This window comes from Tamaricihabitans halophyticus (assembly GCF_004340875.1).
GTDB lineage: Bacteria > Actinomycetota > Actinomycetes > Mycobacteriales > Pseudonocardiaceae > Tamaricihabitans > Tamaricihabitans halophyticus.
On the sequence record NZ_SLXQ01000004.1, the window covers coordinates 1 to 23,834 of the forward strand.

Annotated in this window: 23 protein-coding genes; 13 read left to right on the forward strand and 10 right to left on the reverse strand. The window is 64.0% G+C overall.

The window, feature by feature from the left end; all coding sequences use genetic code 11:
• Positions 1-4,405, reverse strand: a 4,405-nt coding sequence (locus tag EV191_RS12410) for a beta-ketoacyl synthase N-terminal-like domain-containing protein (RefSeq protein ID WP_132877170.1), incomplete at its 3' end; no start/stop codon positions are given.
• 194 nt (positions 4,406-4,599) lie between these two features.
• Here EV191_RS12410 and EV191_RS12415 point away from each other — a divergent pair.
• Genes EV191_RS12415 through EV191_RS12425 form a run of 3 tightly spaced genes read left to right on the forward strand, consistent with a single transcriptional unit; the run spans position 4,600 to position 7,442 of the window.
• Positions 4,600-5,637, forward strand: coding sequence for an FkbO/Hyg5 family chorismatase (locus tag EV191_RS12415; protein ID WP_132877171.1), 1,038 nt, complete (start codon positions 4,600-4,602; stop codon positions 5,635-5,637).
• Entirely contained in the window at positions 5,634-6,842 is a 1,209-nt protein-coding gene (locus EV191_RS12420) for a 3-deoxy-7-phosphoheptulonate synthase (RefSeq protein WP_207894516.1), read from the forward strand. Before EV191_RS12415 ends, EV191_RS12420 begins: the two co-directional genes overlap by 4 nt.
• A 3-nt stretch (positions 6,843-6,845) precedes the next feature.
• Positions 6,846-7,442: a dTDP-4-dehydrorhamnose 3,5-epimerase family protein gene (locus tag EV191_RS12425; protein ID WP_132877173.1), complete on the forward strand. Its 597-nt coding sequence runs from the start codon at positions 6,846-6,848 to the stop codon at positions 7,440-7,442.
• 58 nt (positions 7,443-7,500) lie between these two features.
• Here EV191_RS12425 and EV191_RS12430 read toward each other — a convergent pair whose 3' ends face one another.
• The 3 genes from EV191_RS12430 to EV191_RS12440 are packed head-to-tail and all read right to left on the reverse strand — an operon-like array spanning position 7,501 to position 11,023.
• Positions 7,501-8,610, reverse strand: a complete 1,110-nt coding sequence (locus EV191_RS12430; protein WP_132877174.1) for a DegT/DnrJ/EryC1/StrS family aminotransferase — start codon at positions 8,608-8,610, stop codon at positions 7,501-7,503.
• Between the two features lie 35 nt (positions 8,611-8,645).
• Positions 8,646-9,650 carry an NAD-dependent epimerase/dehydratase family protein gene (locus EV191_RS12435; RefSeq protein ID WP_132877175.1) on the reverse strand — a complete coding sequence of 335 codons (1,005 nt, stop codon included), beginning with the start codon at positions 9,648-9,650 and terminating at the stop codon, positions 8,646-8,648.
• Entirely contained in the window at positions 9,647-11,023 is a 1,377-nt protein-coding gene (locus EV191_RS12440; protein WP_243658921.1) for an NDP-hexose 2,3-dehydratase family protein, read from the reverse strand. Before EV191_RS12440 ends, EV191_RS12435 begins: the two co-directional genes overlap by 4 nt.
• Positions 11,024-11,137: 114 nt before the next feature.
• On the opposite strand from EV191_RS12440, the gene EV191_RS12445 reads away from it, so the two are divergent.
• From EV191_RS12445 to EV191_RS12470, 6 genes are all read left to right on the forward strand, one after another.
• On the forward strand, positions 11,138-12,265 hold the full coding sequence (locus EV191_RS12445) for a glycosyltransferase (protein WP_132877177.1): 1,128 nt from the start codon (positions 11,138-11,140) through the stop codon (positions 12,263-12,265).
• Entirely contained in the window at positions 12,262-13,170 is a 909-nt protein-coding gene (locus EV191_RS12450; RefSeq protein WP_132877178.1) for a putative sugar O-methyltransferase, read from the forward strand. Before EV191_RS12445 ends, EV191_RS12450 begins: the two co-directional genes overlap by 4 nt.
• Positions 13,167-13,913, forward strand: coding sequence for a class I SAM-dependent DNA methyltransferase (locus EV191_RS12455; RefSeq protein ID WP_243658922.1), 747 nt, complete (start codon positions 13,167-13,169; stop codon positions 13,911-13,913). Before EV191_RS12450 ends, EV191_RS12455 begins: the two co-directional genes overlap by 4 nt.
• Before the next feature lie 8 nt (positions 13,914-13,921).
• Positions 13,922-15,229, forward strand: a complete 1,308-nt coding sequence (locus EV191_RS12460; RefSeq protein WP_165912935.1) for a nucleotide disphospho-sugar-binding domain-containing protein — start codon at positions 13,922-13,924, stop codon at positions 15,227-15,229.
• Positions 15,230-15,270: 41 nt separating this feature from the next.
• A complete protein-coding gene (locus EV191_RS12465) occupies positions 15,271-15,666 on the forward strand; it encodes a hypothetical protein (protein ID WP_132877180.1) in 396 nt (131 codons plus the stop codon).
• A gap of 63 nt (positions 15,667-15,729) precedes the next feature.
• Positions 15,730-16,335 (forward strand): TetR/AcrR family transcriptional regulator, encoded by a 606-nt coding sequence (locus EV191_RS12470; RefSeq protein ID WP_132877181.1) that lies wholly within the window; start codon positions 15,730-15,732, stop codon positions 16,333-16,335.
• 25 nt (positions 16,336-16,360) lie between these two features.
• Here EV191_RS12470 and EV191_RS12475 read toward each other — a convergent pair whose 3' ends face one another.
• From EV191_RS12475 to EV191_RS12485, 3 genes are all read right to left on the reverse strand, one after another.
• Positions 16,361-17,563 carry a low temperature requirement protein A gene (locus EV191_RS12475; protein WP_243658923.1) on the reverse strand — a complete coding sequence of 401 codons (1,203 nt, stop codon included), beginning with the start codon at positions 17,561-17,563 and terminating at the stop codon, positions 16,361-16,363.
• Between the two features lie 304 nt (positions 17,564-17,867).
• Positions 17,868-18,047, reverse strand: coding sequence for a DUF397 domain-containing protein (locus tag EV191_RS12480; protein WP_132877182.1), 180 nt, complete (start codon positions 18,045-18,047; stop codon positions 17,868-17,870).
• A gap of 7 nt (positions 18,048-18,054) precedes the next feature.
• A complete protein-coding gene (locus EV191_RS12485) occupies positions 18,055-18,891 on the reverse strand; it encodes a helix-turn-helix domain-containing protein (protein ID WP_132877183.1) in 837 nt (278 codons plus the stop codon).
• A gap of 220 nt (positions 18,892-19,111) precedes the next feature.
• On the opposite strand from EV191_RS12485, the gene EV191_RS12490 reads away from it, so the two are divergent.
• From EV191_RS12490 to EV191_RS12505, 4 genes are all read left to right on the forward strand, one after another.
• Positions 19,112-19,297 carry a hypothetical protein gene (locus tag EV191_RS12490; RefSeq protein ID WP_132877184.1) on the forward strand — a complete coding sequence of 62 codons (186 nt, stop codon included), beginning with the start codon at positions 19,112-19,114 and terminating at the stop codon, positions 19,295-19,297.
• 3 nt (positions 19,298-19,300) lie between these two features.
• On the forward strand, positions 19,301-19,510 hold the full coding sequence (locus EV191_RS12495) for a hypothetical protein (protein WP_132877185.1): 210 nt from the start codon (positions 19,301-19,303) through the stop codon (positions 19,508-19,510).
• 231 nt (positions 19,511-19,741) lie between these two features.
• Positions 19,742-19,966 carry a hypothetical protein gene (locus EV191_RS12500; protein WP_132877186.1) on the forward strand — a complete coding sequence of 75 codons (225 nt, stop codon included), beginning with the start codon at positions 19,742-19,744 and terminating at the stop codon, positions 19,964-19,966.
• Positions 19,967-20,480: 514 nt separating this feature from the next.
• Entirely contained in the window at positions 20,481-21,077 is a 597-nt protein-coding gene (locus EV191_RS12505) for a class I SAM-dependent methyltransferase (RefSeq protein WP_132877187.1), read from the forward strand.
• A gap of 78 nt (positions 21,078-21,155) precedes the next feature.
• On the opposite strand, the gene EV191_RS12510 is transcribed toward EV191_RS12505, so the two are convergent.
• The 3 genes from EV191_RS12510 to EV191_RS12520 all read right to left on the reverse strand — a co-directional run bounded on the left by EV191_RS12510 (position 21,156) and on the right by EV191_RS12520 (position 23,770).
• Positions 21,156-21,686, reverse strand: a complete 531-nt coding sequence (locus EV191_RS12510) for a hypothetical protein (RefSeq protein ID WP_132877188.1) — start codon at positions 21,684-21,686, stop codon at positions 21,156-21,158.
• 29 nt (positions 21,687-21,715) lie between these two features.
• On the reverse strand, positions 21,716-22,984 hold the full coding sequence (locus EV191_RS12515; RefSeq protein ID WP_132877189.1) for a hypothetical protein: 1,269 nt from the start codon (positions 22,982-22,984) through the stop codon (positions 21,716-21,718).
• A 123-nt stretch (positions 22,985-23,107) separates the two neighbouring features.
• On the reverse strand, positions 23,108-23,770 hold the full coding sequence (locus EV191_RS12520) for a hypothetical protein (RefSeq protein WP_132877190.1): 663 nt from the start codon (positions 23,768-23,770) through the stop codon (positions 23,108-23,110).
• Between the last annotated feature and the right edge of the window lie 64 nt (positions 23,771-23,834).

Below are 23,834 nucleotides of genomic sequence, written 5' to 3' on the forward strand. Positions count from 1 at the left end.
CATCAACAGCCGGCGCATCCACAGCCGAAAGACGCGCCAACTGGCGGTCCAGAGCTTCAGCCGACTTCGCCGACACCACCCACGGCACCAACCCCGGCACCTCGCGAGTCACCGGCGGAACCAGCACAGGCTCACCCTGCTCGAGAATCACATGCGCGTTCGTCCCGCTGATACCAAACGAGGACACCGCGGCACGCCGCGGTCGATCGGCGACCGGCCAGTCCCGATGATCAGTAACCACTTCGACCGCGCCGGCCGTCCAGTCCACATGCGAGGATGGCCTGTCGACGTGCAAGGTGGCCGGAACCTGCCCGTGCCGCATGGCCATTATCATCTTGATGACGCCACCAACCCCGGCTGCTGCCTGGGTATGGCCTAGGTTGGATTTCAGCGATCCCAGAAGTACTGGAGTGCTTCGTTGCTGGCCGTAGGTCGCGAGCACTGCCTGTGCCTCAATCGGATCGCCGAGCGTGGTGCCAGTGCCATGTCCTTCAACCACATCGACATCGCTCGCCGACAACCCGGCCGTCCCCAACGCATCCCGGATGACTCGCTGCTGCGCGGGGCCATTCGGCGCGGTGAGCCCGTTGGAGGAACCGTCCTGATTGATCGCCGAACCGCGCAGGACAGCGAGTACCGGATAGCCCAACCGTTCAGCGTCCGAGCGGCGCGCCAATGCCAGTACACCGACGCCCTCGGACCAACCCGTTCCGTCCGCCGCATCGGCGAACGCCTTACAGCGGCCGTCCGGCGCCAGACCACGCTGCCGAGCGAACTCGATGAACACCTGCGGTGTCGACATCACCGCGACCCCGCCCGCCAACGCGAGATCGCATTCCCCTGAACGCAATGCCTGAGCCGCAAGATGCAACGAAACCAAGGAGGAGGAGCAAGCAGTGTCGACGGTGATGGCCGGGCCCTCGAGGCCGAGCAGGTAGGAAATCCGTCCGGTTGCGACACTGCCAGCCGCGCCCGTACCCAGATAACCCTCGAGCTCCTGCGGCACCTGGTCATAGCCGGTCGAGTAGTCGTGGAACATGACGCCGGCGAACACGCCGGTTCGACTACCCCGTAGCAGCGTCGGGTCGATACCGCCGGATTCCAATGCTTCCCAGGATGCTTCCAGCAGCAGCCGCTGTTGCGGATCCATCACCAAGGCTTCGCCCGGCGCGATACCGAAGAACCGGGCATCAAAGTCGGCTACCCCGTCAAGGAAACCGCCCCAGCGGGTATAGGTCGTACCGCTGTCATGAGCATCTGGTTCGGCGAACAGCGAATTCAGGTCCCAACCGCGGTCCCGAGGGAACGCCGAGCGGACCTCGCCGCCCTCGCTCACCAGCCGCCACAGCTGGTCAGGCGTCTCCACGGCGCCCGGGTATCGACAGCTCATGCCAACGATCACCACTGGGTCATCGTGCTGAGGCGGCAGGCTCTGGCGCGGTACGGCCGCGGCCTCGACCTTGGTGGTTTCGATTCCCAGCTCGGCACGCAGCAGGTCAACTACCGCGTTCGCCGTTGGGTGGTCGAATGCGACCGTGGCAGGCAGATCCAGCCCGGTTGCTTCGGCAAGCTTGTTCCGCAGCAGCACCGCCGTGAGCGAGGTGAGCCCGAGTTCCTTGAACGCGCGATCGGCCACTACGTCCTCGGCGCTAGTGACATTGCCACGCTCCGCCGCGGCCCCTGCGGAGGCGAGTGCCGGGACCGACTCGACTGCCGCACCGAGCACCGCGGCCACTTCGGTGCGTACCAGGTCAAGCAACAGCTCATCTTGCCGTGTGGGAGAGACCGCGACGAGCCGCGCGGCCAGCTCGTCGCGAACCGAATCGTTTCCCGCCGTCCAAGCCACGTTCTCCCCGGCCGATTCGCGGCGGACTGTCAGTAGTGGTTCGGCGCCGACCGGGCCGGGCGCCACAACGAACCGACCTTCGCCCGCAGCCCCGGCGACGGTCAGCGCGGCGTCGAACAGCGCGAGGCCCTCGGCTACGGGCAACGCATCCGCGCGCCACGGTGCACTTGCCAGATACACCCCACCCTGCCGGCGGACCAGCCGCGCGTCGGCCGCGGCCGCCACGGCACGGTCCGGGCCGGCGGCACCAAGCACCTCGCCAACGCCGGTCACCACCGCTAGCTGGGTTGGCCCCGCCAACCCGCACAACGCGGCAACGCCTTCCTCTGACGAACAGTGCACCACAAGCGCGACGGGCCCGGTTGTCTCCGCGGCGACGGCAGCCGCTGTCCACCGGTCGGTTAGCTGACCAGCGACGGTGCGCACCTCCGCGCCCAGCTCGGTCAACCGCGAGACCAGCGCCTCATCGCCTACCTCGGTGCCGACCATGAGCAACCTGCGAACGCCGTGCCCAGCAACCAGATGGTTCGCGATGGCCGCACCCACCGGCCCACCCGCGCCGGTCAGCAGCACCACATCATCGGCCCGCAGCTCCCGGACGGCCCCCATGGAAAGCCTGGCCAGTTGCGGTACCTGCGCCACCCCATCCCGGACTAGCACGCAGGCCTCGCCCGACTCGACGTAACCGTCGAGCTCGTCCCTCGGCACGACCGGTCGATCGGTGTCCACCAGCACCAGCCGGTTCGGGAAGCTCGCCTGCAACGCGCGCAACCGGGCCCATTCCGGATCGGCGAGGAAACCCGTGTCAACGGCGTCGCTGGTGACAACCGCCAGCACGGTTCCACCGAATCGTTCGTCGGCGAGCCAGTCCCGCACCCGATCGGCCAATCCGTCGGTCGCGCAGGCGGCTACGCCGTCGCTGCCAGGCGCGGTATCGAAAGCGGTCCACCGCAGTGGCACACTCCGCTCGGCTGCCAGCAGCGGAGCCTGAGACATCGCGTAGAGGCCGTCGACGTATCCGGCGCCGACCGCGAGCAGCCGGCGGGAGAGCCCGTCCAGTTCGCGGCGCGGGATCTTGCCTGACGGGGTGCGCGGCACCCGCGCGATCGCATGCACTTCCTCGGGAACCTTGTAGTACGACAACCGTTCTCGGCATATCGCGAACAACCGCTGCGGATCCACGCCCTCGGGCTCCGGCACCACCAGTGCTATTGGCACCTGCCCGAGCACCTCATGCGCCTTGGCCGCCACGGCCACGTCCGCGACCCCCGGTACGTGGCGGAGCACCTCTTCGACCTCGCCGGGATGAATATTCTCCCCGCCACGGATGATGAGCTCTTTCAGTCGCCCGGTGATCGTCACGTAGCCGGATTCGTCCCGGCGAGCCAGATCTCCGGTGTGATGCCAACCGTCCTGCGGCGCCACCGCGCCGACCTCCGGGTCGTAGTAGCCGAGCATCACACTTGGCGCATTCACCCAGATCTCGCCTTCGGCGCCCGGGGGCACGTCGACTCCGGTCGACGGGTCAACAAGGCGCAGCGACAGGCCAGGAAGCGGAACACCACAGGAGCCAGCCACCCGGTCGCCCGCTGGCCAGTTGGTCACGATCGGACCGTTGGTCTCCGTAGAGCCATAGTGTTCCAGCAGCTCGACGCCGAAGGTCTCGCGGAACGACTTCCACAGCCCGTCGCCAGTCGGCGAGCCGGCGGTCAGCGCCAATCGCAGCGAGGTATCCACCCCGCCCCGCTCCCTGGCGGCAACCAGTAGCTGGTGGTACATCGTCGGCACGGCCACCATCAGCGTGAACGGCTGCTCGGTCAACAGTTCGACAACTTCACCGGCCGCGAAAGCATCCATGATGTACGCGGTAGCACCGAGTGCGGTGAGACCGATTGCGCCGAGGTTGTGGCCCATGCTGTGCGAGAGCGGTAGCGGCCACAACACCCTGTCGTTCTCGGAAATCCCGACGATTGAGGAATAGCAGCTGGCAATCGTCCACATCGAGCTGCGGGTGGTGGACAGCACTCCTTTGGGGCGTCCGGTAGTGCCCGAGGTGAACAACAGGTACGCGGGCTCATCCAGGCCTAGATCATCACGCGGCGACTCGGGCGCGGACGTTTCCGCCAGCTCCTCGAAGGAGAGCACTCCGGCCGGGCGGTTAGCGCCGGTTGCGACCACCGTGCAGCCGGCAGCCACACGCAGCACCTGCGGCAGCCGGCTTTCATCGGTGAGCACCACGCCCGCCTTGCTTTCGGCAAGCACATGCGCGAGTTCGGCGTCGCTGATCCGTGGGTTCACCGGCACGCACACGGCACTTGCTCGGGCGACGGCGTGGTATCCCTCGATCATCTCGACGCGGTTGCCGAGGTGGATCGCCACCCGATCACCCCGGTTGACGCCCAACGCGGCCAGCTGGCCAGCAAGGCACCCAGTGCGCCGCTCCAACTCCGCGAAACTCACCGAACGCCGCGAGTCCAGGTACGCGGTCCTGTCGCCAGCACGCGCCGCCTGCGCACGGATGAGCTCGGGCAACGGGCGGATCAGATCGGTGCGCAGCACTTCACCACTTCCCTCGGCAGGCCAGATCGGATATACCGAGAGGGTAGGTTTCGAGACACTAGGGGTTGTCCTGCATTATTTCGCGGCGACCCCAGTAATACCCCTATACACACCCCTAAACGATTCACCGGCGCTCACTCATGCACTAATCGTTGGGTGGTAAACCACGAACAGCAGCTTGCTATGGGTGAGTTATGACGAGCACGTTACCGGTGGTCAACGCACCAACCGTGGCCTTGCAGAGCATCGGCGCCGACACCTCGGCGCCGATCGGCCGCCATCTTCTCGGCGTAGTGAATTTCACCGACAAGTCTAGTGAAATCACCATTGACAAGGCCTGCCCACGTGTTTCGGTAAACCTGGCGGAAACAGTTGGCGATGGTTTCGCTGAAGTGTGGACTACCGCACGGCCGGTAACTACCGGTCAATTCGGCACGATTTCTTGGGCAAGCGACGGCGAATTCTTCTTCGGCGCCTTCCACATCCCCGAGCTGCCCCAGTACGCCGAAGCGACCGAGGCGAGCTATACCGAAGTCCTCGAGCTCACCGAGTCACTCGGCTACCGGCCATTTCGGATCTGGCACTACATCAGCGGCCTGAACGAGCCCAACGCGGCAGGGCTCGAGACCTACCGGGACTTCTGCCTTGGTCGGGCCCGAGTACTCGAGCGATCCGGCATCACTCACGATATGCCGGCGGCCACGGTTATCGGTGCACACGGCGGCGGGATCGTCTGCTACTTACTGGCAAGGCGCCGCGGAGCCCACGTCAACCTGGAAAACCCTCGGCAGGTACCGGCTTACCACTACCCAGCGCGATACGGTCCCAAATCGCCGAACTTCGCCCGCGCCACGCACCTCACCGCTGCGGACGGTTCGACCTTCCTCTACGTATCCGGGACCGCGAGCATCCTCGGGCACCGCAGTATGCACCCCGGCGACGTAGCCGCCCAGACTCGCTTGGCGCTGGACAACGTCGGCTATGTCATCGGCCCTGGAAACCTCTTCGCGCATGACCTCAACGCCGGTCAAGGCCTCGCCGATCTCACCGCGGTGAAGGTATACGTCCGGCACCGCGCGGATCTGCCCGTGGTACGGGAGATCTGCCGCGCCACCCTGCCCGAATCCGCCGATGTGGTTTACCTCAACGCCGATATCTGCCGATCCGACCTGCTCGTCGAACTCGAGGGCATCGCGCCCCAGCAGCTCGCGACGAGCGGGAGCCCCCAGTGACCGCGGCACCGCCAACCATCGAGGAATGGGCTCGGCTGCCAGCGGAACAGCAACCAGACTGGCGTAGCCACCCCGCACACGGCAGGGTTCGGACAAAACTCGCCGAAGCACCGGCACTGGTATTCCCCGAAGAGCTTCGCGCACTGCGCGCCGGATTGGCCGAAGTCGCCGCAGGGCGCGCGGTAGCGCTGCAGGCAGGCGACTGCGCGGAGAGTTTCTACGAGAGCACCGCCGAGCACGTCGCGGGCAAGCTCGCCGCACTCGAATCGCTCGCGACGCATTTCGCTGACCGAGCCGGTATTCCGGTGCTGCGAATCGGCCGGCTCGGCGGGCAGTTCGGTAAACCACGGTCCGCACCTACCGAATCCGTGGACGGAGAGGACCTGCTGGCTTTTCACGGCCACCTGGTCAACTCCGAGATCCCCTCCCCGGCGGGCCGTCGTCCCGACCCGCGTCGACTGCTGTGGGGGTACCAGTTCGCCAGCGAGGCACAACGAGCGATGCGCCGGCTACGCGAAACCGGTGAGCCGGTGGCCGAGTCCATAAACCCTGGCCCCTGGTCCAGTCATGACGCGCTCGTCCTCGACTACGAAGGACCTTTGGTCCGCACCGATGAGGCAACCGGCGACCGCTACCTGGCCTCCACTCACCTGCCATGGCTCGGCGCGCGTACCGCCGACCTGGCCGGCGCGCATGTGGCACTGCTGAGCACGATCGTCAACCCGGTCGCGGTCAAGGTGAGTACCCGAATGACTCCAGCCGCGCTCATCGCCCTCTGCGCGGCACTTGACCCGGAGCGGGTACCTGGCCGACTGACGCTGATTCCTCGGATGGGCGCCACCACGATCGCGGCCGCACTTCCGCCGCTCGTGCGGGCGGTACGGTCCGCCGGCCACCCAGTCGTGTGGTTATCCGACCCCATGCACGGCAACACCATTCGTACCGCAAGTGGACGTAAAACCCGGTATCTGGACGCCATGGTCGCCGAGGCAAGCGCCTTCAACGTGCTGCTTAGCGCGCACGGCTCGCACCCCGGCGGGCTGCACCTGGAAACCGCGGCCGAAGCGGTGACCGAATGCGTCGGCGGATCCGTTGGTTCGGAACGAGAACTGGCGGATAACTACACCTCGCTATGCGATCCTCGACTGACAAGTGATCAGGCCATCGCGCTGATCGACCGTGTCGCCGTAGAGCCGAAGGAGTAGTCGATGCAGGCACGCGAACTCAATATCCAGGGCGCGTACGTGTTCACTCCGGATATCCACCGCGATGCGCGGGGTTTCTTCGTGTCTCCGCTACTGGACTCCGCGCTCACCGAGGCCGTGGGCCATTCGATGTTTCCCGTGCGGCAGATGAGCCTGAGTCAGTCGCGGCGTGGCGTCGTCCGCGGCGTGCATTACACCCGCACGCCGCCCGGCAATGGAAAGTTCGTCCATTGTCCCGCCGGCCGCGTCGTCGACTACATTGTCGACCTCCGGGTCGGTTCGCCCACGTTTGGCAACTGGGACAGCGTGGTGCTGGACAGGGAGACGTGCCGGTCGATATACCTGCCGGTTGGCCTCGGGCACGCCTTCGCCGCGTTGCGGGACGACACCGTCGTCTCCTACATGCTCACTGTCGAGTATGTCCCGGAAAACGAACTCGCGGTGTCCATCCTCGACCCCGAGCTCGGTATCGAACTACCCGCCGAGATCGAACCACAGCTGTCCGAACGCGACACCGCGGCCGAGTCGGTAGCCGCGGCCAAGGCCGCCGGCCGGCTACCTGACTACGCCGAATGCCGAGCGATCGACGCCACGTTCTAAGGCGAGTGGATACCACCTATGGCACCGACCCCGACACGTCGCCAGCGCGAAGCCAGGGTCACAGCGTGGACAGCACCTCACGCACCGCATGGATCACCTTGTCCTGCACATCCGCGGAAAGCGAGGGATACATCGGTAGCGAGAAGATCTCCTCCGCGAGTGCCTCGGTGACGGGAAGGGAGCCCGGCTGGTAGCCCAGCTTGGCGAAACCGGTCTGGGCATGCACCGGCCACGGGTAGCTGATGTTGAGGTTGATGTCGTAGCTCTTGAGCCGTGCCAGGATGTCGTCCCGGCGTGGGTGGCGCACCACGTAGACGTAATACACGTGGTCGTTGCCTGGCGTCACCGAGGGCAGCACCAGATCGGTGTCTCCCAGCGCGCTGGCGTACCGAGCTGCGATGGCTTGCCGGTCCGCGATGTAAGTATCCAGTCTACGCAGCTTGCGGCGCAGGATCTCGGCCTGTACCTCGTCCAGCCTGCTGTTGTGCCCCGGAGTCTGCACGACAAAGTAGCGGTCTTCCATCCCGTAGAACCGCAGCCGGCGCACGGCATCGGCGGTTTCCTTGTCGTCGGTAAGGACCGCGCCGCCGTCGCCATAGGCACCAAGCACCTTCGTCGGATAGAACGAGTACGCGGCGGCATGACCGGTACTTCCGGCGACTACACCGTTGCGGCGGGCACCATGCGCCTGTGCGCAGTCCTCCAGAATCCGCAGCTCGTGTGTGGCGGCCAGCTCCATTAACGGCGCCATATCCACGCACTGGCCGTAAAGGTGCACCGGCAGAATCGCACGAGTTCGCTCGGTGATCGCGGCGGCGACCTGGTCGGTGTCCATCAGGTAGTCCGACTCACGGATGTCCACGAACACCGGGGTGGCGCCCATCGCGTCGATCGCGACCACCGTCGGAGCCGCGGTGTTCGATACGGTAATGACCTCGTCGCCCGGCTGAATGCCCAGTCCGCGTAGCGCCAACTCGATCGCGTTGGTGCCGTTGTCCACGCCGATGCCATGGGCAAGGCCGTGGTAATCAGCGAACTCGGCTTCGAACGAGCGCACGCTCTCGCCGAGCACCAGCTGGCCCGAGCCGAACACGGTCTCCACCGCGTCCAGAATGTCGGCACGCTCCTCGGCGTACTCCGGCAGGTAGTTCCACACCCGCACAGTCATACTCGCTGCTCCATTCCCATGACCCTTGTCCGCGTTCACCGGTCTTCCGCCGCGCCGGCAGGTTCAGTGGCCGTGGCCTCGTCCATGAACTCGCTCGCCAGAACCGCGACGGTCTCGTCGACACCCGCTTCCACCGAGGTGCGCGCCCGCCAGCCAGTAACCCGCTGAAACGCCTCGGGATTGACGAAAACACTGTGCGCGTCAGCGGAAACCGCGTGTTCCGGCGGTGGCACTGATACCACCGGAACCGGCGGCTTGTCGGTATGCCGGCCAACCGACTCGGCTACTTTCCCGAACAGACGGGTCAACGACCACGCTTCCCCTGAACCAACCACCCAATGCCGGCCGAGCAGTCCCTCTGGCGCGTCCAATACCGCGCGAAATGCCTCCGCGCAGTCCCGGACATAGAGCAGATCCCTGGTCACCGTGCCATCGCCCCAGACGGTTAGCTCATTGCCCGCAAGCGCTCGCCTACCCATCAGCCGAACGATGCCTGGGTCCGTCCCGCCACCAGCCTGCTGCCCAAACACCATGCACAGCCGTAGGCTGACCGCGCGCAGGATGCCCTCGCGGTGCGCGGTGAACATCAACCGCTCGGCCTGGTACTTCTGCCGCTCATAGTCGGAGTTCGGCATATCGATTTCCGTACCATCCATGGGATGTTCCGGCGGCGTTCCGGTCTGTCCTGTCGAACCCGCGTAGACACAGAGCGGGGTCTCGGCCCGACCCGCGAAGGTCTGGATGATCGTCCGCATCGGACCGACGTTGACCGCCTCACCCAGTTCGGTCGCATCGGCCCGCCGCCAGTCCCAACTTGGCCGGATCATGAACAGGATCACGTCCGAACCGAGCAACACCGGTGCCAGGGCATCTGGATCGGTCGCATCCAGAACATGCACCGACACATCGGCGGCCGCATCTGCCGGTAGTTCCAGGGGCCGTCGCGCGATGAGTTTGAGCCTGATCTGTTGATCCAGCAACATACGGGTTACGGCCGAGCCAAGGAAACCGCCGGCCCCCAGCACGGTGACCGTGCTCATCTGACCAGCTCCGCTGCCGGCTGGAAGGAATGCATCGAGCGCAGGCAGGCAAGCAGGCTTCTGGTTTGAATATTCACGTAGTGGCTGTGCCGCAACAGATCGGCAAGCTGTCCGGGAGTCACCCAGCGATAGCCTGGATGCTCGACCGGTTCGTCGACCTCCACGATGAGATTGCGACTACGGGTCTTGAGGAATCGCCCGCCCTCTTCGGACTGGGTGACATCAAACCGGATGCGGCTCGGATCAGCGATGAGAATCTCGGCAAGGAAGGGCGGCCAGGTCGAGCGGGGCAAATGGATGTAGGTCTCCGGCGCGCATTGCACGGTCGGTGCGATCTCGGCAACGTCGAACATTCCCGGCTCCACCCTGGCGTGCACCAGAACGTGCGGCACATCGTCGATTCGGGTGGCCAGGAAGGCGGTCAGGCCAGTGCCGCGCGCGGCGATCATTGGCTGATCCCAGGTCGCGACCTCTCTGCCATGTGCCTCGACGAGCACTCCGACCACGTCGAAATGTCGAGACTCCTGATGCGAGATCATCGTTCCGTCGTAGTGCCAACCAGACAACTCACGCAGCGGCAGCCGCTTCAGGCTGATCTCCACCGCGGCACGGGTTTCGGTGAGCCAGCCGAGAAGTTCATCCGTGGCATGCTGGCTCGGCCCGACCGGATCGGTGTCAAAGGGCAGGCAGGCCAGCACGGATCGTGCGTCCATATTGACCGCGTCGTCCTCACCGAGTAGCTCGTGCAGCTGGCCGAGGGTCAACCAGTGAAATCCGTCCAGCACCTCGACATCCTCAGCGACCTCAATCACCATGTTGCGATTCCGCTTACTGAGGAACCAGCTACCCTGTTCGGACTGGCGCACATCGACAAGCACGCGATGCCGCTCTCGCTCCCGGAAGTAATCGAGATAAGGGATCGCCGATCCGCCATGGACCCTGGTGTAGTTGCTGCGGGTCGCCTGTACCGTAGGCGAAACCTGGATGCCGTTGCAGTTCCCCGGCTCGGCCTTGAGCTGCATCAGCAGGTGCAGCACGCCATCGAACTCCTTGACGAGGATGCCCAGGATGCCGATTTCCGGCTGGTTGATGATCGGTTGATCCCAGTGTGGGATCGCCGCGGACGGCACGTCCACCTGAACGCCTTCCACGGTGAAGAACTTTCCGCTGTGGTGGCGCAGTATCCCGGTATCCGGGCACTCCTGCCAACTGGTCAGCGATGACAGCGGAACCCGCTCGACATGGGTGTACATCGTTGCCGCCGAGTCACGCCGATCCGCGCGCAACTCGCCGAGACCACCCAACGGACCGTCCCCAATGGAGGCCGAGCGGGTTAGGGCCCCGGCGAGTAAGCGAACATCTGCCTGTCTCATCTGCGGCATCCTCGGTCGGCTGTGTCTGAGCCGGAACATATCAGCAGCACAACCAGGAAAAGCCCGGTTCAAGACTAGGGAAATCCCGGTAAACCGATCACTAAGTTGGCTGCCGTGCGAATCCTCTTCGCTTCGGTCGAATCCTTCGGCCGGCTGTTCCCTCTCCTTCCCCTTGCCGACGCAGCACGTCGCGCTGGTCACGACATACTTTTCGCGACCGGAGAGGGCATGTTTCCGGCAGTGCACCGGGCGGGGCTGCCGACAGCCAAGATCGGCATCTCGCCCAAGGAGGCGTTCGACCGGGCGAAGGCGGCCAAGCTGCGACCGGAACTTCCCGAAGCTGACCAGATGCCAGAAATCGCCGCTACCGTGTTCGGCGAGATAGTTCCCCGGGTTATGTTCGCTACCAGCAAGTCGGTGATCGAACGCTTCCGTGCGGATCTGGTCATCTCAGAGATCGGTAACCATGGCTCGCTACTGGCCGCACAGTATCTCGGAGTGCCCGTGCACTCGTGTACCTGGGGGCGAGTAGCCGCCACACCGATGATCGAAGAGGTATCCGAGCGCATCGCCAATTTGGCTCAAGACCTGGGTGTGTCCGGTATCGCTCCACATATCGATATCTGCCCGCCCTCGGTGCAGTCCACCAACTTCAAGGCCAACTACGAGATCCAGCCGATGCAGCCAGTCGGCTGGAGTTTTCCGGATGACGAGTTGCCGCCGCTGGTCGCACGCCGAGAGCGCCCGATCATCTACGTGACGTTCAGCTCGGTCTTTGAGCACGTCGAGGCGCAAACACTCCGCGATATCGCACAAGGCCTGGCCAAGCTGCCAGTCGACGTCCTGATGGCGACCGGAGCGGTATCCGCGGACATTCCCGACCTGCCGAACAATGTGTATCTGGCCGAATGGGTGCCACAAAGCCTCGTCGTCCCGCATACCGAACTGTTGGTTCACCATGGCGGTCCCGGGGCAATGCTCAACGCCATGGCGGCGGGACTACCCCAGCTTGTCCTACCCGATGCGGACGGGGTCGAGCCAGGTACGTCGATCGCGGTCGAGGAATCTGGCACCGGGTACATCCTGCCGCAGGAGGAGATCAGTGCCGAAGCCATCTACACGAACGTCGTATCGCTACTCGAGGATTCGACCGTTCGTTCGGCCGTGACTTCGGTAGCCGCCGAGATCGCGGCGATGCCGACCCCAGATCAGGTCCTCGAGCTACTGGAGAAACAACGATGAGCAGGCAGAAGTTCGGCGAGAGCGGGCTGTGGGCCCGCTATAGCGCGACCAGGGTGACTCCGGAGTCTTCCCTGGATCTCGCCGGGTTCAAGTCCGGCTCGGTCAACTTCAAACTCGCCTTGTGGGACCCTGCGGCGAACGGCGTGCGCTATCTGAAGTCACTGATCTATCACATGGGCATGTCGCTTTCCGAGGACAATATGGCTCGACTCGGCCGGATCAAGCACCGCGAACTCGGCGACCCGATCGCGATCCGCTGTCGCGGCGAGCTCATGTGCATCGACTACTTGCTCGCCGTGCACGAACTCGACTTCCTTTCCCCACATGTACCACTGGACGGCGCCCGGGTGCTGGAGATCGGTGCGGGCTTCGGCCGCTCCTGCCACGCCATGATGTCCAATCATGACATCGCCTCTTACACCATTGTGGACCTGGACAACACGCTCGCACTCTCCCGTTCGTACCTGAGCAAGGTACTGACACACGATCAGCTTGACCGCGTACGGTTCGTGACGCTGGACGAGGTCGAAGCACTGTTCGCCACCGCCGAGTTCGACCTGTGCGTAAACATCGATTCGTTCGCGGAGATGACCGAGGAGACGGTGTACAGCTACCTTTCCGCGATCGACACCACCGGGGCGTGGTTCTACTGTGTACAGCCGGTAGCGAAGTACCTCGACCCAACACTGGACAACCACAGCCAGGGCGCCGAACTGGTCGATCTCGCACTGAGCACCGGGCTACTGCGAGACGTTATCGACATCAGTGACCTGGAGCAGATCAGCGCGCAGGTGCCGAAGCTACTCGAGGCATACCGTCCTTCCACCGGGTGGGAACCGGTCGACCACACGCATCACCCGGCATACCCGCACTACTACCAGGCCCTGTACCGCAAGGCTGGATGAGCGGCACCAACAGGAAGGGGCTCGGGATGTTCTCCGAAGTGCACGCCGGCGTCTATGACACGCTCTACCGCGCGCGGGGAAAGGATCGATCGGACGAGTCGAAGCTGGTAACCGAATGGATCCGGAAGATCAAGCCGGACACTCGGAGCGTGTTGGATGTGGGCTGCGGAACCGGGGCGCACCTGGGACCACTCAACGAGACCTTCGAGCATGTCGAAGGTCTCGACCTTGCCGAGCCAATGCTGGCCATAGCAAGGAAACAACTGGACCCGACAATCCAGCTGCACCACGGCGATATGTGCGACTTCACCCTTCAGCGCAGCTTTGACGCGCTGATCTGCATGTTCTGCTCGATTGCCTACGCCGGGGACCTCGCCAGGATTCGCACCGCGATCGCCAATATGGCCGAGCATCTGAACCCGGGCGGGGTACTGATCGTCGAACCGTGGTGGTTCACGGACAAGTTCCTCGACGGTTATGTCAACGGTGACACGTGGCGAGACGACGATGGACGAGTTATCAGCCGGACCTCGCATTCGGTACGGGAAGGCGATCACACCAAGATGACAGTGCTGTTCGTCATCGCCGACGCGGACGGCATCCGGCACTACTGGGAGCCGGAGCAATTGACCCTGTGCACTCGCGAGGACTACCTGGCCGCCTTCGTTGACGCCGGGCTCGACGTCGAGTACCACGAGGGCGCACCCGGTGGGCGCGGGCTGTTCGTCGCCGTCAAGAAATGAGTGCCGCCATGCGTGTGCAGATCGTGCCGATGATGGTCCCAGCCCATATCGCCCTGCTCGTTCCACTCGGCTGGGCGATGCAGAACGCCGGACATGACGTACGTGTGCTTGTACCACCAGACGCCGTCGACACCGTAGGCCGGTCCGGGTTGACCGCGGTGCCATACGGCAATCCCGTCAATCTGGCCATGGCCGAAACCGGAATGCACAATGTGGATTCCGCTATGCCGTGGATGGCGAAGATCAACGGAATGGACAGTGACGGCTCGTTTCACGACGTGGACCTACGCAACCTCATCCTGTCCCCGCTGGTGATGTTCTACGGTGCCGAAGAGCTACGCCCCACCCTCGATGATCTGATCGACAAGACGATCGCCTGGCAGCCAGACCTCGTGATGTGGGACTCGGTCGCCGCGTTCGCCTCGGTCCTGGCCAGGGTCTCCGGGGCAGCCAACGCACGAATGCTCTGGGGTTTCGACCATATGGCACGAATGCGGAAGGCCTTCTTGGCGCGCGCGGAACACGAGGAAGCCCGCGACAGTATCGGAGTACTAGCGGAATCGGTACTCGCCAGGTACGGCAAGGAGTACGACGACTCGGTCCTGCTGGGCGACTTCACCGTCAACCCGGTTCCGCTGCTCGGACAGAGCAGCTTCGATATTCCCACGGTCGCCGTCCGCCAACCCGCATACGCCAACCCGACCGAGGTTCCCGACTGGGTACTCGAGCCACCGGCCAGGCCACGGATCTGCCTCACGACCGGCCGGTCACGACGTGACGTGGGCCAAACGGACAACTACGGCATTTCGATCCAAGCACTGTTCGACGGCGTTGCCGAACTGGACATCGACGTGGTCGCGACATTCACCGCCGAACAGTTGCCGGCGGATATCGAGGTCCCGGACAACGTGCGGTTGGTGGACTATGTGCCGTTCAACGTACTGCTGCCAACCTGCTCCGCGGTCGTACACCACTCCGGCGGGACGACCATGATGATGGCGATGTGGAACGCGGTTCCGCAGATCGTGATCTCGCCGAAGGCCTGGGGTGACCCGGATCTGACCGAGCTAACCGTGGAACAGGGCGCCGGGCTTGCCATTCCCGCGGACGAACTGACCGGAGACAAGCTGAGCGCGGCGCTCACCCGCGTCCTCGATGAACCGTCCTTCGCGCGGAACGCGACGAAGATGCGCAGCGCGACCAAGAGCTTGCCCAATCCGAACGAGGCAGTGCCGATCATCGAGCGGCTGACCGAAGAAACCCTCGCTCGGCACGCGTCGCGTGAAAGGTCGCGCCCTCACTCCGCAACCGGCTAAGCTCGCGGCACCCGAACAGCTGACCGGACGAGGTACCGAGCATGGGCGCAGCCAACGACGAAGCGGCCATTGACGCGGTCGCCGGAACGGCGAGCCCCACGGTGCGGCGCCTGGTGCACGATGCGGTAGCCATGCTGCGCGCGGTGGTACCTGACGCGCAACTCGACGTGGACGCCGCGGCCAAGCTGATTGGGTTCACCTTTGCTCCCGGGACCTATAAGGGTCTGTTCGCCGGAGTGATCGCACACCGCGGCCACGTCAATCTGATGTTCAGCAACGGCGTCGAGCTGATCTCGATCGCACCCGAGCACCTACTGCAGGGCACCGGCAAGAAGGCGCGGCATATCACGTTGACCGACCCGGACCAGCTCGCTGACCACGAGATCCGCCAGCTGCTGCGGGTGGCGGCGGAGCGTACCCGCGTCAGCCTCAGCTGAACGGTAATATACGGCGGTCAGAGCCACCACGGCGAGCCGAGAACCGCGAGCAGTTGCGAACAGATGACTTCGGATCACACTGGCCAAGCCGCAGCCAATGAAGGGCGTTCCCGGTTGCACCGCGAAGCACGTAGGGAACAGATTCTCGCCACGGCTACCGGCGCGTTCGCACAGCTGGGCGGGTTCGCCCCGACGAGCCTGGACGACGTGGCCAGAGCAGCGGGGATCACCCGGATGATCCTGTACCGCCACTTTGATTCCAAAGCAGACCTCTATCAGGCGGTACTCGAGCGTGCCGCCAACCAGTTGTATTCCGCGGCGACGGGCGACGACGGAATCGGCGAGCACAGCATTCCGGGGATGCTGCGCTGGGCAGCTGGTGATCCCGACGCGTTCCGGCTGCTGTTTCACCACGCCGCGCGCGAGACCGAGCATCGGGACGAGATCGACGAGCTACGCGCAAACATGGTCGCGGCACTCGAGCAGCAGGCGAATCTGGCTACCGCCGGCCAGGTGTGGGCGTCCTGGGGCGCCAACCTCGCGGTGACCGTGGTGATCGAGGGGATCATGGCGTGGCTCGATGCCGGACAGCCGGATCCGGACCAAGCGACCGAGCGGATCATGCTCGCGGTCGACGGCGTCTTCGAAGCCATCGGGCACAGTCCGTGAGAAGTGCCGCGCTCGGCAACTTGGCTCAACCACTGGCCCTTGCCGACCGATTGGCCGTGAGCTGCGTGACGACCGCGAGTGTAGCCATCACCACGACGGTTGCCAGACCGATCACCAGTGGCGGCACCGCCGCACCAAGCACCAGTCCGAGCGTCCCAACGATCACCAGCCCGGCGGCGGCTACGTACCTCGCGCGGGCGACCGAGCCAGTTCGGGACCGCAGGAACAGGATATTGCCGGCAAGGTAGATCAGGGGTCCACCAACGGTGGTCAGCACCACGGTCGCGTCCGTATCGGCGTGTGTGATGCGCAGTTCGATCGACACTGCTACGACAATCGCCCCGGCGACCATCAACAAATGCGCGTAGGCAAACGCCGAACGCAACGCGCTGGTGCTGGAGTCGCCACGGCTCGCCAACGTATCCGCACCGGCGAGCGCGAAATATGCCCACCACATCACGAACAACCCAATGAACCCGAAAACGGTCGCTACCACGGCGCGCAGCGGAATCGGGTCAAGCTCGGCGAGCGTGAAGCCCATGATCAGGATTGACTCACCGAGCGCGATGATGAAGACGCCGCGGTTGCGCTCCGCGAGATGTTCCGGATCGGTAGGCCAGGTGGCCATCGGCGCCGTGCCGAGACCGGGAAACCGGTAGTCGAACCTCGGGCCGGCAAGATCGATGACCAGCGCGACGAACCAGACCGCCAGTCGCGGCCCAGTGTCGAGGAAGGCACCAACAAGCCACAGCACACCGGAGGACGCGCTCCATGCCAGCAAGTTCGTGTAGTTCTTGGCCAGCACATGGCCGCGCATGGCCACGGCCATAAAGGCCGCGCGACCGACCTGCGCCGCTACATAGCAGGCCGCGAACAGTAACCCGTCGTCACGAAACGCCTGCGGTAGCCCCAGGGCCATACCGAGCGCGGCGAGCATCAGCAGACCGTTCAGTACCCGCACCGCCCCACTTCGCGGGTCCAACCAGTTCATTGCCCACGCGGAGTAGTTCCACGCCCACCAGACGGCACCGAACAACAGTGCCACTTCCGCGAAGCCCAACCAGGTGAGGTGGGCAAGGAGCGTATGCGAGACCTGAATGATCGCGAATACGTAGACCAGATCGAAGAACAGCTCGATCGGCGCTACCTCGGATCGGCGCTCATCGTCTGGACGCATCAATCGCGGGTGTGCCCGCGGTGCCGGCATGGCGTCGTTGTTGTTGGACACGTGCCACTTCCCGATACTCTGCCGATAGGGGCGAGTCATCCTAAACCGACAGTCCACACAGGTGCCGACAGCGAACGAACGCGTGTCTCCAAACCAACCCCGGCTGTTTCCATTTTCACCTGAAAGCGCGAAGGCACTAGAAGGCCAGTCACTGTTCTTCGAGGCAGCTCAGCGAGCAGCTTGTCTTGCGGCAAAGTTTGTTGGCGCCATCTCAGATATTGACGCACCGTAGCCTAGGTGTCGATGCTGCCCCAAAACGAGAAAAGCCCCCGCCCGTAGGCGGGGGCTTAGTCGTCGTTCGGTGTTACTTCAGAGCGTCGACAAACGCCGTCAACGCCGAGCGCGGCACGGTGATGCGCCCCGCGTCCGGGTTCTTGCTGTCCCGGATATCGGCGTCGCGGCGCGTCCGAATCTCGACACAGTTTTCGGTGTTGGCGCTGTAACTGCTCTTCCGCCACTGGCCGCCGGACTGCGGTACGGTCATGGTGTTGTCACTCCGTTCGGTTAATCATCTCAGCGATCAACGCTGACGATTCGCTTTCACTCATCGCGTTGTCGGCAACCTTGGCCACCGCAGTACGGTAAACCTCCACGTCTTGGGGCTCGTGTAGGAACAACCCCGAAACGCGGTTCTCTAGGTGCACCATCGGACCCCGGTCAGCGAATTCCGCGATAGAAAACGTCCCATCCAGCCCAGGGTGCCAGTCGCACTCCATCGGGATAACCCGGAGGTGCACGTTATCCAGCTCACTGTGTGTCTGCAACGCACGAACCTGGTTCCTAGCGACGGTCTTACCGCCGATCCTCTGACGCAGCACCGGCTCCCACACGAACGCGTTTAGCTCGGCAGGCTCCGCGCGGGTAATAGCGTCTCGTCGCCCGAGCCGGACAGCGACACGTGTGTCTACCTCGTTGGCTGGCACATCCGCGCCTAGCATGATCGCTCGCGCGTACTCGCCGGTTTGCAACAGCCCCGGAACCAGGGTCATCGAAACAACGGTCAGCCGCGACGCGGTGCGCTCCACCTCTAACAGCGTGGTTAGCTGCCTCTGCTGCTCCGGCATCCCGACCGACAGCCAGTGCGCCCCGTCCGGGTCGCGCGCGAGTTCAATGATCTCATCGCGCTGTTCGGCGGATGCCCCGACGACCACGAGGTAAGCGGCGACTTCTTCCGGCTTCGGGGACCGCTGCCCAGTCTCCCAACGCGAAACCGTTGTGTGCGAGGTTTCCAGTTCTTCGCCGAGCCGCCGAACGGTGATCCCTTTAGCCTCACGCGCCTTCCGCAGCGCCGCGCCTACGGCGCGAGCCTTGGGTGTGGTGCCTGCCATGCACCAAAGCATAGACCAGTGATCGTGCGGTTAAAGGGTCGCCCGTTTGGGGCATTGCACGGCTTTGGTGCCAGCTGGAAACATCAGAACCGCACCACGGGATCGGGTGGATACAAGCCCGTTGGGCGCATTCTACTGGGAGGGCTGACGCATGAGCTTCCGGCACGTAATCCAGGCCCGAGGGACCAAACCGGGCGAATCGTGCACCCTGGTGTGCCAGATGAGTGGCACGTCCATCGACCTGATCCCGTTCGGTGATCCGCGCTGCGGCGTCCGGTTAACCACGGAGGACGCACGCTCGCTGGCTCAGGCGTTATTAGAGGCAACCGGCGACGAACCGGTGTTCACGAACGACGAAGGCCGCCGCGTGGCGTGGCGGCTCCTGAAGCTCTGCGGTGGCAGCTGATCGATGATTTTCTGGACTATCCGCGAGGATCTGCGCCACATGTTCCGGGCAACCGTCCCTGCTCGCGGCGACACCGCCGAGACGTTCTGCGGCATCACGTTCGAGATCACGCCCGACGATATCCGGTTGCCCGATGATGTTTGGGACCAGCGTCCCGAACTCTGTTCGCGTTGCGCCCGGATCTTCCGGGAAAACCACGCGATGCGCCGCTGAACTCGCGGCGGGGGTGTCTGGCCGCCCCGAATCCGGGCACTCTCGCCGCGTCCCAAGTTTGTCACCGCAACAACCTAGGATGATGGAGGAAGAACCATGGCCAACGACGGTAGGTGTCCTCAGTGTGGTCAAATCGTCAGCGGGGAACCGGGAACAAACACGCCGATCCATCGGCCACCGGGCGAACAGAAGGCGTGTCCGGGCGGAACGATCCAACCAAGGTGACGTAGCATGCAGGTGACTGAACTCGATGAGCTGATCGTCAAGCTTATCGTTGACTCGGGACATCCCGAGATTGACAGCGTTGAACGCGTACCGACCCCCGGGCGGCCGGACAACCACACCCGGCTAGTTGTGCGGTTCGCTTCCGGGGCGTCCGCAACGATCATGGTCCCGCTGGTGACCGGCGGCGGCGTCTCACACGAGCGATACCAACTACCAGCGGGGGTGCTGTGACATGCGCGTACCGCGCTTCAAGGAATGGCTACACGAACAGCTTGTCGATAGCGGTCACGCCGGGGTTGCGTCGATCGAGTGGCAGCAGCACGACGGCCAGACCAACACCGTTGTAAACGGCACAGACGGTCGGAGTCTGCACCTATTGATCGTCGGCGGGTCCGCACCCGGTGGAGACGATCACACGCAGCCCGAGAAGATCGTGCACCGGTCACCCGAATCCTCGATTCAGGTACACCAGCGCAACTGAGAAGAGCCACTGCTTGACCGGTTACCCGAGTCAAGCAGGGGTTTTGCTTGCGCTAGTAGCGCTTGCGGTTCGTCGGTTTCGTCGTCCGTGGCGCGGGAGGACATGCCGTACACCTCGGCGATTCACCTGAAACCCGCCAAGACGCCAGCGGGCCTAGTCACCGCTTCTCGGAACCATTCAGGGATATTGCCGTTGCGGCAAAGTTTGTTGGCACCCTCCCAGAAACTGACGCATCGTGGGATCACCGACCACACAGGAGGAACGGTGGACCAGGAATTCTGGGATGACCAGTACCGTGAACGCGGTCAGCGCTGGAGCGGCCGAGTCAATGGCGGGCTCCGGGTTGAAGTTGCCGGTATGCAGCCCGGTAGAGCGCTCGATATCGGCTGCGGCGAAGGCGCGGACGCAATCTGGCTCGCGAACAACGGGTGGCAGGTCACGGCGATCGACATCTCAACTGTCGCGCTGGAGCGCGCCAGGGCCGCAGCTGGCACGGAGTCCCGGATCGACTGGCAGTATGCCGATCCAAGGGTGTCACCGCCGCCGCGCGCCAGCTTCGACCTGGTTTCCGCCCAGTACTTTCCGATTCAGCGTGAACCGGAACATGCCACGTTACGTGGTCTGCTGGACGCCGTGGCCAACGGCGGGATTCTGCTGGTGGTCAGCCACCTCATCACGGGGCCACCACCCGCGGACTGGCAGGGCCCGGACCCGGGCGAGTTCTACCAACCACCGGAGATCGCCGCACACCTTGACGATCATTGGTCAATCGAGGTCAACGAATCCCGACCACGAGTTGATCTTCCTGTGGACAACCCACACCACGAGGATCTCGTGCTGCGCGCCAGGAGACTGGCGTGATCTCCCTGGATCGCCGGGTCACCGCGGTCGAAAACCCGCCCCGTCGCGCGGGGCGGGTCGCGGCACCGGATCCCTCGGTCAGCGCATAATCGAGCCGCCCTCGAACCAGTCGTCGTCATCGGCCGGCTCGCTCGCCCTCGCCCGAGGCGCCGATTCGGTCGAGCCGCCCTGCTCGGGCGCTTCCGCATCCCGCATGGCCTTGGCGGCCTTGTCCATATCGGGCAGTACGCCGATTGCCGTCAGCTCAGCCGTATTCGCCGGCGGCACCCTCGTCAGTGACGCCATGGCCGCGGACACGTCCCTGTCCAGTTCCCCTTCGGCGACGCCTTCCACGATCTGCCGCCAGGTGAGTTCGCCCCGAGCGATTCGTTCGAGCACCGCCTGCCATTCCGGGGTCTTCACATGGCCCTCGATATAGGCCTTGAAGCGATCGACTTCCGCGTTCGTCAGCGGCGTGGTGTCCTGCGCGAGCTTCTGCTCGACCTCTTCGGTTTTCGCCTGTACCTCGCGAGCCTTGCTCAGCGCGAAGTCGATGCGGCCGTCAAGCTCACGTTCCGCCCGCTCCATCTGCGGGGTACGATACGGGTCCCCGGACGGGTAGCCCATCATGCAAATCCTTTCCGTCGCTCTACCGGCCGTCAGTTCCCCGCGTCTTCAGCGATTCCGTCGAGCTCGCTGAGCTTGCCACTGGCGTCTTCGATGTTCTGCTCGAGAGCGCCCGTTTGCTCCTTGAGCTTGCCGGCATTGTCCTTGATCGATTCGTACGTGCTCGCCGCGTCTTGCAGATTGCCAATCTCCGGGATCTGCTTGACCGTATCGACAAGATCCTGCGCGGTGTTGAAGTAGTCCTGCATCGTTTCGACAACCTGCTCGAGCGATTCGTACAGGCTGAAGACCTTCTGCGCCAGGTCGATGATCTCCATGATGTTGTCGTGCAGGGCATCGATGTCGAGATCGACCCCTGGAATGTAGCTCGCCGCCTTCGCCGCGTACTCGATAGCCGTCCAGGCCCAACCAACCCACGGAATGAACCTGGCCGCGATCTTGCCGGCAAGCTTCAGAATCTTGTTGATCGCGTCCACCGCCAGCTGCGCGATGGAGATGGATACCTCGGCGACCTTCTCGAACCCCTTGGAGATAAACTCGCCAAGTTTCTCGCCGGCCCATACCGCGCCGTCCTGCCAGTACTGGGAAAGGAACTCGCGGAACGCGTCCGCGGCATCGCCGTGTTCCCAGCCGTCCGCGGCTAGCTTCGCGGCGTTGTCCACGATATTCGAGGCGAGCAGGCCGAAGTTGCCACCGACACTGACCCAGGCCTGACCATTTGCCTTGATGCTGTTCGGGTTTCCCGCCAAGGGTTCCAGAATCGAATCAGTGAAGGACTTGCCGCCGTCGACACCGAACTCTGACCAGATCCAGTTGACGACATCGAGCACGGCGCCGGCATCAACGTCATCGGCGAAGGTGGAGTCCGGGCGGTCAATCGCCTTGATATCCAGCTCGGTGACGTTGTACTTCGACGAACCGCCCTCGGTATGTCGGTCGTAGCCGTCGTCCCCGTAGCCCTTGCCGAAGGTGATGTCCTCGCCGTTGTCGCCACCGAGTCCGTTTCGCTCAAACAGTGACTTGGACTCGTCTTCGCTGTAGCCATATGACTTGGCGGCATCGATCACCGCATCGCCGAGGTCGCACATCTTGACCTGCATGAGGCTGAAGCCCTCGCCGACGATCGTCGACGCGTCGCCGGTGACGATCTCACCGAGCTTTGAAAGCACGCCCTTGAACCCGTCGGCGCTCATCCCCTCCTCACGCGCCAACTTCTCGATCTCCGGCAGCGACTGGCCGGCCTCCGCTCCCAAATAGAGGCCGAAGTCCGCTACCTGAGCCTCATCGACTTCGTAACCCATCGTGCACCCCTCTTGCTTAACTTGGCCTGCCCCTCGGCCCCCCTTTGCGTAAATCTAACCTGCGTGGGCGATACGTGAGTACGTTTTAGGTAAATTCGTCCAACGATCTGCCCCACGACCGGCCTAGCCCAAGGCCGTCTTGGTTGCGCTGAGTAACATCTCGGCCAATGCCTGTAGCTGCGGCTGCCCCGGCTTCCCGAGGGCGCCAACGGTCAACGAGAACCGTTCCTCCCCGACCCGAAACACCACGACGAGGTCGTTACGCGCGACTCCAGCATCGGACAGGTCCGGATCCGCCGCGTACCCGGCAGCATCACCCAACCCGGGAATTCGCTGATAGTCGGCCGCGGCCGAGCCTTCCTCCAGGTCACCGAACGCCTCGTCGAGCACCTGCTCGTCGGTCTCGTCGTCCTGCCATTGCGAACTGATCTCGGTGGAAAGGTCGAACTGGTCAGTCTCGTAGTCGCACTCCCTTGTCAGGAAGTACGGCGACTGGCGCGCGGGCGCCCTGCCGCGCTCGTTACCCTCACTGCCCATCACCTTGACCTCGAGCTGCTGCTCAATGTCCGCGTTCGCAAGCAGCTCACAGAACTTGTCCCCGGTTAGCCGCTCCAATACGGAAACACCGTGCCCGTCTCCCTGGGTAGTCGGGTCAGCGCTACCCGGCGCTTCGCCGTTCTCCGTCGAACAACCCACCGCGAGCAACAGCGACGTGAGGGCGAAGCCGAGCAGACCACGTGTGGCGCGAACGCGTTTGCCAGGCGCATTGGCCAAAGGTTGGATCATGCTCCCGCATCCTACGGGCTAAGGGCAGGTAGTTCGCCAACAGATCTGAGTGGACGAATCGCGG

Coding starts and splice junctions, on each gene's coding strand:
- EV191_RS12455 (WP_243658922.1), top strand. CDS start 13,167: ATGAGCGGCACCAACAGGAAGGGGCTCGGGATGTTCTCCGAAGTGCAC.
- EV191_RS12485 (WP_132877183.1), bottom strand. CDS start 18,891: ATGGCAGGCACCACACCCAAGGCTCGCGCCGTAGGCGCGGCGCTGCGG.
- EV191_RS12415 (WP_132877171.1), top strand. CDS start 4,600: ATGACGAGCACGTTACCGGTGGTCAACGCACCAACCGTGGCCTTGCAG.
- EV191_RS12470 (WP_132877181.1), top strand. CDS start 15,730: ATGACTTCGGATCACACTGGCCAAGCCGCAGCCAATGAAGGGCGTTCC.
- EV191_RS12435 (WP_132877175.1), bottom strand. CDS start 9,650: ATGAGCACGGTCACCGTGCTGGGGGCCGGCGGTTTCCTTGGCTCGGCC.
- EV191_RS12500 (WP_132877186.1), top strand. CDS start 19,742: ATGCAGGTGACTGAACTCGATGAGCTGATCGTCAAGCTTATCGTTGAC.
- EV191_RS12425 (WP_132877173.1), top strand. CDS start 6,846: ATGCAGGCACGCGAACTCAATATCCAGGGCGCGTACGTGTTCACTCCG.
- EV191_RS12440 (WP_243658921.1), bottom strand. CDS start 11,023: ATGAGACAGGCAGATGTTCGCTTACTCGCCGGGGCCCTAACCCGCTCG.
- EV191_RS12430 (WP_132877174.1), bottom strand. CDS start 8,610: ATGACTGTGCGGGTGTGGAACTACCTGCCGGAGTACGCCGAGGAGCGT.
- EV191_RS12480 (WP_132877182.1), bottom strand. CDS start 18,047: ATGACCGTACCGCAGTCCGGCGGCCAGTGGCGGAAGAGCAGTTACAGC.
- EV191_RS12520 (WP_132877190.1), bottom strand. CDS start 23,770: ATGATCCAACCTTTGGCCAATGCGCCTGGCAAACGCGTTCGCGCCACA.
- EV191_RS12490 (WP_132877184.1), top strand. CDS start 19,112: ATGAGTGGCACGTCCATCGACCTGATCCCGTTCGGTGATCCGCGCTGC.
- EV191_RS12465 (WP_132877180.1), top strand. CDS start 15,271: ATGGGCGCAGCCAACGACGAAGCGGCCATTGACGCGGTCGCCGGAACG.
- EV191_RS12460 (WP_165912935.1), top strand. CDS start 13,922: ATGCGTGTGCAGATCGTGCCGATGATGGTCCCAGCCCATATCGCCCTG.
- EV191_RS12515 (WP_132877189.1), bottom strand. CDS start 22,984: ATGGGTTACGAAGTCGATGAGGCTCAGGTAGCGGACTTCGGCCTCTAT.
- EV191_RS12495 (WP_132877185.1), top strand. CDS start 19,301: ATGATTTTCTGGACTATCCGCGAGGATCTGCGCCACATGTTCCGGGCA.
- EV191_RS12510 (WP_132877188.1), bottom strand. CDS start 21,686: ATGATGGGCTACCCGTCCGGGGACCCGTATCGTACCCCGCAGATGGAG.
- EV191_RS12450 (WP_132877178.1), top strand. CDS start 12,262: ATGAGCAGGCAGAAGTTCGGCGAGAGCGGGCTGTGGGCCCGCTATAGC.